Annotated in this window: 8 protein-coding genes; 5 read left to right on the top strand and 3 right to left on the bottom strand. The window is 48.5% G+C overall.

Features of this window, described 5'->3' with window-relative positions; genetic code table 11:
* The first annotated feature begins 55 nt into the window (after positions 1-55).
* The 4 genes from KNP00_RS00650 to KNP00_RS00635 all read left to right on the top strand — a co-directional run bounded on the left by KNP00_RS00650 (position 56) and on the right by KNP00_RS00635 (position 7,875).
* The gene (locus KNP00_RS00650; protein WP_215142243.1) at positions 56-868 is read left to right on the top strand and encodes an aldo/keto reductase; all 813 of its coding nucleotides are present in this window, start codon (positions 56-58) and stop codon (positions 866-868) included.
* A gap of 113 nt (positions 869-981) precedes the next feature.
* Positions 982-1,731 (top strand): tryptophan-rich sensory protein, encoded by a 750-nt coding sequence (locus tag KNP00_RS00645; protein WP_215141319.1) that lies wholly within the window; start codon positions 982-984, stop codon positions 1,729-1,731.
* Positions 1,732-1,987: 256 nt separating this feature from the next.
* On the top strand, positions 1,988-6,427 hold the full coding sequence (gltB, locus tag KNP00_RS00640; protein ID WP_215141317.1) for a glutamate synthase large subunit: 4,440 nt from the start codon (positions 1,988-1,990) through the stop codon (positions 6,425-6,427).
* Entirely contained in the window at positions 6,424-7,875 is a 1,452-nt protein-coding gene (locus tag KNP00_RS00635) for a glutamate synthase subunit beta (RefSeq protein ID WP_215141315.1), read from the top strand. The genes gltB and KNP00_RS00635 overlap by 4 nt, the downstream gene beginning before the upstream one ends.
* A 138-nt stretch (positions 7,876-8,013) precedes the next feature.
* Here KNP00_RS00635 and KNP00_RS00630 read toward each other — a convergent pair whose 3' ends face one another.
* The 3 genes from KNP00_RS00630 to KNP00_RS00620 form a co-directional block, all read right to left on the bottom strand.
* On the bottom strand, positions 8,014-9,333 hold the full coding sequence (locus KNP00_RS00630; protein ID WP_215141313.1) for a Na+/H+ antiporter family protein: 1,320 nt from the start codon (positions 9,331-9,333) through the stop codon (positions 8,014-8,016).
* A gap of 142 nt (positions 9,334-9,475) precedes the next feature.
* Positions 9,476-10,189: a YebC/PmpR family DNA-binding transcriptional regulator gene (locus KNP00_RS00625; RefSeq protein ID WP_215141311.1), complete on the bottom strand. Its 714-nt coding sequence runs from the start codon at positions 10,187-10,189 to the stop codon at positions 9,476-9,478.
* Between the two features lie 80 nt (positions 10,190-10,269).
* Entirely contained in the window at positions 10,270-10,716 is a 447-nt protein-coding gene (locus KNP00_RS00620; protein WP_215141309.1) for a MarR family winged helix-turn-helix transcriptional regulator, read from the bottom strand.
* Between the two features lie 387 nt (positions 10,717-11,103).
* On the opposite strand from KNP00_RS00620, the gene adhE reads away from it, so the two are divergent.
* A complete protein-coding gene (gene adhE, locus KNP00_RS00615) occupies positions 11,104-13,695 on the top strand; it encodes a bifunctional acetaldehyde-CoA/alcohol dehydrogenase (RefSeq protein ID WP_215141307.1) in 2,592 nt (863 codons plus the stop codon).
* Positions 13,696-13,834: the final 139 nt, after the last annotated feature.

The raw sequence follows: 13,834 nt of genomic DNA, 5'->3' as shown, positions 1-13,834 counted from the left end.
TAAAATGTCGGGTATGATACAATCAGCTCGATAGAAGAATAGGGGGATGAACTGGATGTTATATGCTACGTTAAGAAACAAGGTGAAAATTCCGATGATTGGCTTTGGAGTGTGGCAAGTCGACAATGATACAGAGGCTCCGGCAGCTGTCGTCGAGGCCATTAAGACGGGCTATCGTCACATCGATACGGCTGCGATTTATAAAAACGAGGACGGTGTCGCAAAAGGGATTAAAGTTTCAGGGGTCGACCGCTCAGAATTGTTCATCACATCAAAAATCTGGAATGATGATATTCGTGAGGGGAAAACGAAAGAAGCGTTCGAAGATTCATTGGAACGTCTTCAAACTGATTACTTGGACCTTTGTCTACTCCATTGGCCTGTAGATGGATTCGTCGAGGCTTGGAAAGACCTGATTGAATTATATGAAGCCGGGAAAATCAAGGTGATCGGCGTGTCTAACTTCAAAGAACATCATCTTGAAGCGTTAAAAGATGCAGGACTGATGACTCCATTTATCAATCAAGTGGAACTTCACCCGCAACTGCCTCAACCTGATTTGCTGGACTATTGTCAGGATGAAGGCATTCAAATCGAGGCATGGAGTCCGCTCATGCAAGGGAAGTTCTTAGACATTCCCGTCTTTGCCGAGATTGCGGAGAAGCATGGCAAGACATCTGCGCAAGTTGTGCTGCGTTGGCACCTTGAATCAGGGCATGTCGCCTTGCCGAAATCGGTGACGCCACACCGCATCCGAGAAAATTTCGACGTGTTCGATTTTTCTCTCGATGCCGACGACTTGGAAAAAATTGATCAAGTGGCGACCGGTGAACGGCTCGGACCGGATCCTGACGATATTGACTTTTAATGAGAGGGCTCGCGCTTGCGGGCCCTTTTCTACGTGTAGAGTCACATAGATGCGGGTATTGAATATTATGTTACAAAAGGAGGTGTGTGATCTTCATATAGAAGATCGGAAATATGGACTTATCAAAATGGCCGATTGTGAACTGGGTCGCCTTTTTGGCGATAGTCGTCATCAATTATTTTGCGAGCGGTGATAACGCCGCAGTTTCAGACCGAATCGATATTTTCTTCAAGCCGGCGGGATATGCGTTCTCGATATGGGGTGTCATATACGTCGCCTTGCTCGTATGGCTCGTCCTGCAGTTGAAAAAAGGGACATCGGCGAATCGACAAGCCGAGCGAATGAAGGCCGGATTTTTAATCTCCTGCGTGTTGAATGGTTTATGGCTCCTTGCATTCACAAACGAGTGGTTTGTCACTTCGCTTATCATCATGGTCTCTTTCTTAGCTTCTCTTAGTTGGCTATACTACACGGCGTTCAGGACATCTACTAGTTGGCTCGATCGCTTCCCGTTCTCGATCTACATCGGGTGGGTATCGGTCGCGACAATCGTGAATGTATTCGTCGTCATGAAGACGGAGGAGATCACCTCGTTATTAGGACTCGATGAACTCGCCTGGGCATCACTCATGCTCATGGTCGGTGTCGTACTGGCCCTCGTCTTTATGTGGTGGCATTATGACTTCATCTATCCGCTCGTATTTGTCTGGGCGTATATCGCAATATTTGCGAGAATTGAAGAGGGTACATTGTATGTTGTAATTGTCAGTGCACTGACGCTACTCGCTATCGGATATATTGCCTTGATTTTGTGGAAGCGACCAAAATCATTTCTTCATCATCCACGAAAAACGGTAGAGTAACTGACAGAAAAGGATGTCGATACGGCATCCTTTTTTGCGTTCTAAAGAACCTATAAATAAATAATAATCATGGATATTTATTCTTTATCGAATATAACTAAAAACGAAAAAAACCATTAAAAAACCTTATGTATGCGCTTTCAAATTAATCGACTTGTATTTTTGATATGCAAAACTACATGCAACTCACTTGATTTTTCAGAATATTTAGAACAAAATATGAATTACGAAACTGTGAGTGGAAGGAGTCGATGATATGAGTCGAGTTGGTCTGTATGATTCAACATTTGAAAAAGATGCATGTGGAATTGGACTATACGTCAATTTACATGGACATAAAAAGCATGACATTGTTCAAAAATCACTCTCGATGTTATGTAAGTTAGAACACCGAGGAGGACAGGGTGTCATCGATGCAGGTGATGGTGCAGGTATCATGACTGAAATCCCACATGATTTATTCACACAAACGATGAACCTTCCGTCACCTGGTCAATATGCTGTCGGAATGGTTTTTTTTCAGCCGTCAGACAATCAGCTTCAAGAAAAGATTGCCATGATGGAACGAATGGCGGATGAACTAGATTGTTCGACGATCGAGTGGCGGCAAGTTCCTGTGGACCCGACTCAAATCGGAGAACATGCACGGGTGACGCAACCCGTCATTTATCAATGGTTCATCTCGTGTCCGTTTCTTCATGACGACTCAAATGAGCGTGTATTCTATGAACTACGTCGACAAATCGAAAAAGTCGAAACATTGAACTTGTATATTGCAAGCTTATCGACAAAGACGATTGTATATAAAGGTATGTTGACGCCCGACCAAATCAGTGCATTTTATTTAGATTTACAATCGCCCCATTATAAAAGCACTTTTGGCATCGTCCATTCGCGTTTCTCTACGAACACGTTTCCGTCATGGGAACGGGCTCATCCAAACCGAATGATTGTCCATAACGGGGAGATCAATACGCTTCGCGGCAATATTGATGCAATGCGTGCGAGGGAAGGCGTCACGTCTACTGATTTGTTCGAGGATGTCAATCATCTATTCCCTATTCTTCAAGAGGATGGCAGTGATTCTTCCATGCTCGATAACGCATTTGAATTCTTCACTCGAACCGGTCGGTCAATCGCGCATACGGCGATGATGTTAATCCCTGAGCCATTCGTTGAAGGGAACATGGAACCGTTCAAACGTGATTTTTATCAATACCATTCTTCGATTATGGAGCCGTGGGATGGGCCGACAGGTGTCGTTTTCACTGATGGCAGGCAAATCGGAGCAATTTTAGATCGGAACGGGCTGCGTCCGATGCGTTACGTCGAAACATTAGATGGGGAATTGATTTTGTCATCCGAGACTGGTGTCATCCCAGTTGATGCGGAAAACGTCAAATCGAAGCAACGTCTGAGACCTGGACAGTTGTTGTTGATCGACCTGGTGGAAAAGCGGTTGATTCCGGATCGGGAAGTTAAAGAGACGATTGCGAAATCGGAGCCATATCACAAATGGCTTAAACAAATGATGGTCACCGAAGACAGGGGCATTTTGGAAAAAGAACTACCAGAATTAGAGCGTGTACAACGTGCATTCGGATATACAAAAGAGGATATTGAGCAATATTTGGTTCCACTCATTAACGAAGAAAAGGATCCGATCGGGTCGATGGGACATGATCAGCCGATCGCCGTCCTCTCGGTACGTCCACGTTCGCTATTCCATTACTTTAAGCAACATTTCGCACAAGTGACAAACCCACCGATTGACGCATTGCGTGAGAAGATTGTCACCGCAACCTTCACATGGGTCGGTCCTCAAGGAGACCCGGTTCACACCGGGCGTGGTCATGCGAAACGTATTTGGTTGGAGCACCCAATCATTGACGGCGCAATTCTCGCTCAAATTGAAGAACGACTGAACGTCAAACGGATCGACACGACGTTTACTGTCAATCTAGAGTCATCGCTCCACGAACTATTGGAAGAAGTCAGTCAAGCTGTACGTTCTGGGGCAAACAGCATCGTCCTTTCCGATCGCTCCATAGATGCGACACGTATCGCCATGCCGGCCCTACTCGTCTTAAGTGCGGTTCACCAGCACTTGATTCGGGAGAACTTGCGATCGAACTGTAGTCTTATTTGTGAGAGTGGGGAAGTCCGAGAAGTGCATCAGGCAGCGACTTTAATCGGTTATGGGGCAGACGTGGTGTATCCTTATGTTGCCTATGCGACAATACAACGTTTGGTCGAACATGATCAAATTTCGCATTCACTTGAAGAGGCGGTCCGCTCGTATCAAAAAGCGGTCGTCGAAGGAATCGTCAAAATTATGTCGAAAATGGGCATTTCAACGATTCAAAGTTATCGGGGAGCCCAGATTTTCGAGGCGGTCGGATTGGATCGTCAGTTGATTGAAACCCATTTTCGAGGTACGACGTCTCAACTGTCAGGCATTGGATTTGAAGAGTTGGAAGAAGAAGCGAAAAATCTACACGATGCGGCATATGAGCTCGATCGTCCGCTTGAAGCAGGGAGTGAGTTCCAGTGGCGCGCAGACGGGGAAGAGCATGCGTTCAATCCGAAGACGATTCATTTGTTGCAACGGGCCTGCCGTGAGAATGAACGAAAGTACTATGATGCCTACGTGAAGATGCACGAGACATCGGGACAGTTCATTCGTCAGTTGTTTACGTTCAATACACAGCAATCAGTTCCGATTGAAGACGTAGAGCCGATTTCAGCGATTGTAAGACGATTCAAGACGGGTGCGATGTCATTCGGCTCGCTATCGAAAGAGGCGCACGAGACGCTCGCCATCGCGATGAACCGAATCGGTGCGAAAAGTAACTCAGGTGAAGGTGGAGAGCACCGATCTCGTTTCGTGGCGGATGAACACGGGGACGAGCGAATCAGTCGGATCAAACAAGTCGCAAGTGGACGTTTCGGGGTGACGGCAGAGTATCTTTACCATGCCGATGAGATTCAAATCAAGATGGCACAAGGGGCGAAGCCTGGGGAAGGCGGTCAACTTCCGGGCAACAAAGTATATCCATGGGTCGCTGAAGTGCGCGGCTCCGTTCCTGGTGTCGGTCTGATCTCACCACCCCCGCATCACGACATCTATTCCATCGAAGACTTGGCTCAGTTAATCTTTGACTTAAAGCATGTGAACCCGAACGCGAAAGTCAGCGTCAAGCTCGTTTCAAAATCTGGAGTAGGGACGATTGCGGCGGGTGTGGCAAAAGCGAATGCCGATACAATCGTTATCAGTGGCTACGATGGGGGGACGGGTGCCTCTCCAAAGACGTCGATTAAACATACAGGGCTTCCTTGGGAGCTGGGGCTTCTCGAGACTCATCAAACGCTTGCGTTGAATGGATTGCGGGGAAGGGTCACGCTCGAAACAGACGGCAAGCTCATGACCGGGCGAGACATCGTCATGGCTGCCATTTTCGGTGCTGAAGAGTTCGCATTTGCGACAGCCCCGCTCGTCGTCCTCGGATGCATCATGATGCGCGCCTGTCATTTAGACACGTGTCCGGTCGGTGTGGCGACACAAGACCCGATCCTTCGACAGAAGTTTATGGGGAAACCAGAACATGTCGTCAATTTGATGACGTTTTTGGCTGAAGAAGTGCGTGAGATTCTAGCGTCACTTGGGGTGACCTCACTCGACGAAGTAATCGGGCGAACGGACTTGCTCGAAGAGAGTGAGTGGAAGACGAGTCATCCGAAGGCGAGACGGTTGGACTTGACGCCGATGCTGTCGATGCCGACGCCTCTACCTGAACGTGTTGACCTACCCCATCCCGCGTACCGCTCTTATGACCATCGAAAACTCATTCCAGCGGTCTCCCGTTCGATCAGCTCGTTGCAGCCGACATTCTTTGTCGGTCGGATCCGCAACACCGATCGTGCCGTCGGGACACAGTTAGGGTTTGAAGTGACGAAAGTGCATGGTCAGGTCGGATTGGCGGATGACACGATCTCGCTTCGCCTCAGCGGGTCGGCCGGTCAAAGTTTAGGCGCATTCCTTCCGCGAGGGATCACCATTTCTGTCATCGGAGATGCGAACGATTATATCGGGAAAGGATTGAGCGGGGGGAAACTGGCGTTAATCGCTGAAAAGCATGCGCCATTCGATGAGAGTGAGCAGATGATTGCCGGAAACGTCTGTCTATATGGGGCGACAAGTGGTCAGGCGTTCTTCAACGGTCACGTCGGCGAGCGATTCGCCGTTCGAAATTCTGGAGCGACGGCAGTCGTCGAAGGGGTCGGTGATCACGGATGTGAGTATATGACCGGCGGGACCGTTCTCGTGCTTGGTCAGATCGGACGAAACTTCGCTGCCGGTATGTCCGGTGGTATCGCGTATATTTATGGGGAACAAGCGTATGACCGACTCGTCAACGAGGAACTCGTATCCGTCACTCGGGAAATGAGTGACGAAGACATGGAACAGATTTATGCGCTACTCGAAGCTCACCAGTTCCATACGGACAGTGTCAAAGCTCGGACGATTTTAGAGTCGTTCGAACAGTCGCGCTCTCAGTTTGTGAAAGTCGTTCCGAGAGATTATGCGAACGTTTTAGATGTGATGCGCCAAATCGAGGCTGATCGCCCGGAGTTGAGTGAGGCCGACCGAGCGCTTGAGTTATTCAGGGTTGTGACTGGGGGAGGTACCGTATGAAATATAACTTTTTGAACATCGCGCGAGCGACTTTACCGGAGCGTCAAGTCGATGAGCGAGTGAAAGATTATGAGGAATATGCGTCGCGACTTGATGATGAATCGGTCAAACAGCAAGCGGCGCGTTGTATGGATTGCGGCACACCGTTCTGTCATGTCGGGGATTTGATTGGACAAGAGACGATCGGGTGTCCGATTCACAACTATATACCAGAATGGAACAAGCTCGTGACGAAATCAGATTGGATGGGTGCGTATGAGCGGTTGATGGAGACGAACAACTTCCCAGAGTTTACAGGGAGGGTTTGTCCGGCACCGTGTGAGGGATCGTGTACACTCGGAATCAGTGAAGATCCGGTTGCCATCAAATCGATTGAGCGGACGATCATTGATCGTGCGTTCGAAGAAGGGTGGGTCAAACCGAGACCGATACATCGGAGAACCGGGATGACGGTCGCCATCATCGGGAGCGGTCCTGCTGGTTTGGCAGCAGCCGATCAACTGAACCAACTTGGACATTCAATCACCATCATCGAGAAGGCGGATGAAGCGGGAGGACTGCTCATGTATGGTATCCCGAATATGAAGCTTGATAAAGACGTCGTTCGTCGCCGCATTCGACTACTCGAACAAGAGGGAATCGTCATTCGGACGAATGTAGAAGTCGGTGACGACGTGACGGTCGAGTCGCTTCGGGACGATTACGATGCGGTGATCTTTGCGACAGGGGCTCAAAAGCAGCGTACGCTAGGGATCGATGGGGACGATGCACGTGGGGTCGAAATGGCAATGGATTATTTGACCGCATCGATGCGTGAACGAAAAGGATCAAACCTGGCTCCCGAGTATGATGCCAAAGATAAGGATGTCATTGTCATCGGTGGTGGGGATACTGGTGCCGATTGCGTGGCGACGGCGATTCGTCAAGGTGCAAAATCGGTCGTTCAATTTGGCAAACACCCATCAAAAGGATTGCTTCGCGCGCCTGAGAAACCTTGGCCGCTTCAACCCGATACGCTCACGACCGATTATGCGTATGCTGAATCACTTGCGGTCTATGAGAACGATCCGAGAACGTATTTGATTCGTTCAAACCAAATCATTGCGAAGGATGGACGTGTCACCGGGATTGAGACCGAACGGATGACGAAAGTGGTCAATCCGGATGGACAGGCGACATTTTTTGTGGAAGAAGATTCAGTGGAGACGTACCCGGCAGATCTCGTCCTCGTTGCAATCGGATTTGAACGACCAGAGCACGAACTACGGAAGCTCGGAGTCGAGAAGACGAAAGATTTTCAAACAGAAACGGATAACGTCTTCGTCGCCGGAGATGCAAAACGTGGTCAAAGTTTGATCGTATGGGCGATTCGTGAGGGCAGGGAAGTGGCAGAAGTCGTCGATGCGTATCTCGATACTTGCAAGACGGTATTAAAAACCTCATCATAAAAAGGAGCGACAGCCGTCGCTCCTTATCTTTTGTTTAGGAGGAGTTTTATGTTCACCGAAATCCTCATGTATACGGGAATCTGGTTCATCCTCATTTTAATTTTGTTAGGAACCGTCTATTCACGTCGGAAAAAATAATCAAAGGACCATCGCGGCAATGACACCAAACATGATGAGCGGAATGTTGTAGTGTAAGAACGTTGGCCAAACCGTCTCGCGTAAGTGGTCGTGCTGACCGTCAGCGTTCAATCCGCTCGTTGGACCGAGCGTCGAGTCACTCGCGGGACTACCCGCATCACCAAGTGCACCCGCAGTCCCGATGATGGCGATTGTCGCCTCTACAGAGAAACCATATTGTACACAGAGCGGAACGAAAATGGCCGCGATGATTGGGACGGTCGAGAAACTCGAGCCGATCCCGAGAGTGATGACGAGCCCGACGAGCAACATGACAAGCGCGGCAATAAGTTTCGAATCGCCCATCAAATCGCTCGCTCCATTGACGAGCGGCTCGATTGCGCCTGTTTCACGAATGACGGCCGCAAACCCGCTAGCGGCAATCATGACGAAGCCGATGAAGGCCATCATGCGCATCCCACTTGTGAAGATGTCGTCGGCCTCTGACCATGGGATCAGGCGGAAAATAGAAAGTAAAATCAATCCTGTCACGGCAGAGGCGATCATCGACTCCGTCTGCAATTGGACGACGAGGACGATGAGAACGACTGCGAGCGTCAATCCGATTTTCAATCCGCTCATTTGGCGAACTTCATAATCTGTCGGACCGAGGGCGATCGTTTCATACGTTCTTGGTTTCCGGTAGTGAATGAACGCCGCAATCAATCCGACGACCATCCCTAATGCCGGAATGCCCATAATCGAGATGATGTTGACATCTCCAACGGTCAAGCCATTCGTTTCAACACTCGAAATTAAAATCTCGTTCAAATAAATACCACCGAATCCGACTGGTAACAACATGTAAGGCGTTACGAGTCCGAACGTCAAAATGGTCGCCACGAGACGGCGGTCCAGCTTTAGTTCGTTGAACAGGACGAGTAGCGGTGGAATCACGATCGGGATAAAGGCGATGTGAATCGGCAAAACGTTCTGCGAGCTGATTGACAGCAATAAGAGAAGCGACAACAAGAACGCTTTCACAATCATCACGCGTTTTCCTGACACGTCACGACCTGACATGGCAATCAATTTTTCTGCCAAGACGTCAGGTAGACCCGTTTTAGATAAGCCGACGGCGAATGCGCCGAGAAGCGCGTAACTAAGGGCGATGCTCGCTCCACCTCCTAGCCCGTCACTGAAAGCGGTCAACGTATCGTTAAATCCGAGCCCTCCGACAACTCCCCCTACAAGCGCTGCCAATATTAGCGAGAGTACGATGTGCACCCGACTGATCGCAAGTGCGAACAAGACGATGACTGCGAGTAATACTGCGTTCATATGAATCCAACACCTTTCACATATTCTTTCTCTTGGTATCACTTTAATATGATAAAGACTTTTTGAAATTTAACATATGACGAGACGCTTGTCAAATAAATCATGAAAAAAGCGATAACCTGTGAAGGTTACCGCTTGGACGTCACATGTCGACATTGTGATACACTTGGCGAACATCTTCCAAGTCTTCGAGTACGTCGATTAATTTTTCAAATTGATCTTTTGATTCGTCATCGAGTGACACGTCGTTCTGTGGTAACATCGTCAGTTCGGCAACGGCGAAATCTTCGATCCCAGAAGCTCTGAACGCGGTCTGAACGGCATGGAACGCTTCAGGTTCGGCATAGACGATGACCGTCCCGTCCTCTTCGATCACGTCCCGTACGTCTAGGTCGTGCTCCATCATGAGTTCGAGGACATCATCTGCCGACATTTGATTGACACCGATGACGGCTGTCGCATCGAACATATAGGCGACCGAACCACTGACGCCCATGTTTCCTCCGTTTTTACCGAAGGCGGCACGTACTTCTGAAGCCGTACGGTTGACGTTGTTCGTTAACGTGTCGACGATAACCATCGCACCGTTCGGCCCGAATCCTTCATAGCGAAGTTCATCAAAGTTTTCCTCGTCGCCACCTTTTGCTTTGTCGATGGCGCGATCGATGATCGCACGAGGTACGTTATACGTTTTCGCGCGCTCCACGACGAACTTCAATGACTGGTTCAACTCAGGATCTGGTTCCCCTTGACGGGCGGCCACATAAATCTCGCGACCGAACTTCGCGTAAACGCGACTCGTGTTGGCATCTTTGGATGCCTTCTTCTCTTTAATGTTGTTCCATTTACGACCCATTACATGTCATCTCTCTTTCCATTTGTACGTAGATTCATAAGTGATTATATAAGAAGTTTCCTGAAATGACGAGTAAAGTTTTACTCGTCACCTTTGTCCATCTTCTCGACAATCTCGGTGAGTGTCTTCAAACTTTCGATTAGTCGGTCCGTCTCATCTTCGTTTAAAAAGGCAAGGCGTTCCTCAAAGAGACTCCGAAACGAGTCTCTCCGCTCTAGTAAAATACGCTCACCTTTATCCGTCAGTTGGTTCCAAATGACGCGGCGGTCCCGTTCGTCGGGTACCCGCGTGATGTAGCCTTCATTCAACAGTTTCGTGATGAGAGGGGTGACGTTAGGTGGTGCGATGGAGAGTGTCTCGCTGATTCGACCGTTCGTGACAGCTCCTTCGTCTTCAATCAACATCAACAGATGAAAATGAGAGAAGTTCAAGTTTGGGATTTGAGGAAAATCAGATCGACGTAACAGTTTACGACGAATTAAAGGTATCAGTTTGACAAACTGATCCGCTGCATCTTGTTTCGGCATAATAGATTCACTTCCTAGTCAGGTTCTATGTATATTATACACGAGTGAGGTGCAGTTGAACCTCAAAACGGGTTGGTGTGACGAATGATACATCATCAAGTCTATATAATCTTCACAATCAATGTAAGCGTTTACATCTATGAGGCGCTCGTTTTTCATGAAAACGCATACGATTTTACTGAGGAGTTCCATAAAAATCAAGGGCTATCAATAAAAGATAAAAAAATATTGTGAAAGAGTTCACATTGTTGTCACCCACAAATCCATGAAAACATTGTATTCTATGAATGTGAAGGAAAGCACAATCTCTTGTAACAGTCACCACATCGTGCTTCCATCAAGTCAATATGTTCATTAAAAGCTCTCACTTATGAGGAGGAACCTAACATGGCAGTCAAAGAGAAAGCAAAAGTGGAAACAACGGCAGAACAAATGGTGGATACACTCGTTTCGGGTGCTCACGCCGCACTCGATACGTTAATGACGTTCGACCAAGAGAAAATTGATCACATCGTACAAGCGATGGCGCTCGCAGGACTTGAGCAACACGTCGTCCTCGCGAAATTAGCTCATACAGAAACAGGTCGCGGTGTCTTTGAAGATAAGATGATCAAAAACATCTTTGCGACAGAATATATTTATAACTCACTCCGTGGAGAGAAGACGGTTGGCGTTCTTGAAGATGATGTTCAAAACGGAATCACATACATCGCAGAACCAGTTGGTGTCGTTGCAGGGGTCACGCCAGTAACGAACCCTACTTCTACTACAATGTTCAAAGCGATCATCGCGATCAAGACACGTAACCCGATCATCTTCGCGTTCCACCCATCTGCTCAACAGTGTTCAAGTGAAGCGGCACGAGTCCTTCGTGACGCAGCCGTAGCAGCAGGTGCTCCTGAAAACTTGATTCAATGGGTTGAAGTCCCGTCACTCGATGCAACGAAGGCGCTCATGAACCACCCAGGTGTTGCGATGGTTCTCGCGACTGGTGGGGCAGCGATGGTCAAATCAGCATACTCGACTGGTAAACCAGCACTCGGTGTCGGACCAGGTAACGTTCCAGCTTATATCGACAAAACGGCGAAAGTGAAACGTGCCATCTCTGACGTCATCCTTTCGAAAACATTCGATAACGGGATGATCTGTGCGTCTGAACAAGCAATTATCGTCGACCAAGAAGTATATGAAGAAGTGAAAGCAGAAATGACGGCGCTTGGCTGCTACTTCTGTTCACCTGAAGAAAAAGCGAAGCTCGAGACACTCGTCATCCGTACGGACACTTGCGCGGTCAACCCAGAAATCGTCGGGAAGCCGGCAGCGTGGATTGCAGAAAAAGCAGGTCTCAAAGTGCCGGCTGATACGAAGATCTTGATCGCTGAACTTGAAACAGTTGGCGCAACAGAACTTCTTTCACATGAAAAATTGAGCCCGGTTCTCGGTGCCTACAAAGTACAGTCACGTGAAGAAGGGTTCGCCATCGCTGAAAAAATGCTTGAAATCGGTGGTCTCGGTCATACAGCGGTCATCCACTCGACTGACGACGATGCCATCCTCGATTTCGGCCTCCGCATGAAGGCTTGCCGTATTATCGTCAACTCTCCTTCAGCACATGGTGGGATCGGTGACCTATACAACGAAATGACACCATCACTCACGCTCGGTTGTGGGTCTTACGGTAAAAACTCCGTCTCTGAAAACGTGACGGCGAAACATCTACTCAACGTGAAAAAGGTGGCGAGACGTCGCGTGAACATGCAATGGTTTAAAGTACCTGAAAAAATCTACTTTGAGAAAAACTCGGTGCAATACCTTCAATCGCTCACAACGAAAAAACGGGCGATGATCGTTACTGACGAAATGATGGTCAAACTCGGATTCGCTGATAAAGTCATCAAAAACTTGCCGGCAGGTGTCGAATACCGCATCTTCGACCAAGTTGAGCCAGATCCATCTGTTGAAACGGTCATGAACGGTGCCGAAGCGATGCGTCACTTCCAACCAGACATGATCATCGCACTCGGTGGTGGATCACCGATGGATGCCGCGAAAGGAATGTGGCTCTTCTACGAACGTCCAGAAGAGAAGTTCTCAAACTTACGCCAAAAATTCATGGATATTCGCAAACGGACGTACAAGTTCCCGTCACTCGGTAACAAGTCAATGTTCGTTGCCATCCCGACAACTTCTGGTACAGGTTCTGAAGTGACACCGTTCACTGTCATCACTGACAAGAAACGTAACGTCAAGTATCCGATCGCTGACTATGCGATCACACCAGACGTCGCGATTGTCGACCCTGAGTTTGTCATGACCGTCCCAGCTTCGATCACAGCAGATACAGGAATGGATGTTATGACGCACGCAATCGAAGCATACGTTTCAGTCATGGCGAACGATTACACGGATGGCCTTGCGCTCCGTTCAATCAAGATGATCTTCGACTACCTACCAAAAGCGTATGAAAACGGTAACGACGCTGAAGCTCGTCAAAAAGTACACAACGCTTCAACGATGGCAGGTATGGCGTTTGCGAACGCGTTCCTCGGAATCAACCACTCGATTGCTCATAAAATCGGTGGAGAGTTCCACGTACCACACGGTCGTACGAACGCAATCCTCATGCCGCACGTCATCCGTTACAATGCGACACGCCCATCAAAACTCGCGGCGTTCCCGAAATATGAGTCATTCATCGCTGATGAGCGTTACGCAGAAATCGCACGTTACCTCGGTCTTCCAGCAAGCACGACTGCTGAAGGTGTCGAGTCGCTCATCCAAGCAATCATTGAGCTCGGTCAACGTTTGAACATCAAACTCTCGTTCAAGGCACAAGGTATCAAGAAAGCAGAACTTGATGCGAAGATCGACAAGATGGCGGTCGACGCATTCGAAGACCAATGTACGACGGCGAACCCGAAAATGCCGCTCGTTGAAGAATTGAAAGAGATCATGTACGCAGCATACGAAGGCGTATAAAATCAACATTTACAAGTGGGCCCGTTCAACTCGAACGGGCTCATTTTTAGGCTGAAAATCAAAGGAAGTTGGCATGCGTTAACGGAGAAGGATACGTTCGAACGCCTGTCGGAAGATGGGTTAACGGATGCGGTCGATT

The organism is Exiguobacterium qingdaonense (genome assembly GCF_018617855.1).
Taxonomy (GTDB): Bacteria; Bacillota; Bacilli; order Exiguobacteriales; family Exiguobacteriaceae; genus Exiguobacterium; species Exiguobacterium qingdaonense.
Note: the sequence above shows the minus strand (reverse complement) of the source record. Positions and strands in the feature narration are given on the sequence as shown.

Bases quoted from the DNA above. Each gene is read 5' to 3' on its own strand.
- KNP00_RS00650 (WP_215142243.1), top strand. From the start codon at position 56: ATGTTATATGCTACGTTAAGAAACAAGGTGAAAATTCCGATGATTGGC.
- KNP00_RS00630 (WP_215141313.1), bottom strand. From the start codon at position 9,333: ATGAACGCAGTATTACTCGCAGTCATCGTCTTGTTCGCACTTGCGATC.
- KNP00_RS00625 (WP_215141311.1), bottom strand. From the start codon at position 10,189: ATGGGTCGTAAATGGAACAACATTAAAGAGAAGAAGGCATCCAAAGAT.
- KNP00_RS00635 (WP_215141315.1), top strand. From the start codon at position 6,424: ATGAAATATAACTTTTTGAACATCGCGCGAGCGACTTTACCGGAGCGT.
- gltB (WP_215141317.1), top strand. From the start codon at position 1,988: ATGAGTCGAGTTGGTCTGTATGATTCAACATTTGAAAAAGATGCATGT.
- adhE (WP_215141307.1), top strand. From the start codon at position 11,104: ATGGCAGTCAAAGAGAAAGCAAAAGTGGAAACAACGGCAGAACAAATG.
- KNP00_RS00620 (WP_215141309.1), bottom strand. From the start codon at position 10,716: ATGCCGAAACAAGATGCAGCGGATCAGTTTGTCAAACTGATACCTTTA.
- KNP00_RS00645 (WP_215141319.1), top strand. From the start codon at position 982: ATGGACTTATCAAAATGGCCGATTGTGAACTGGGTCGCCTTTTTGGCG.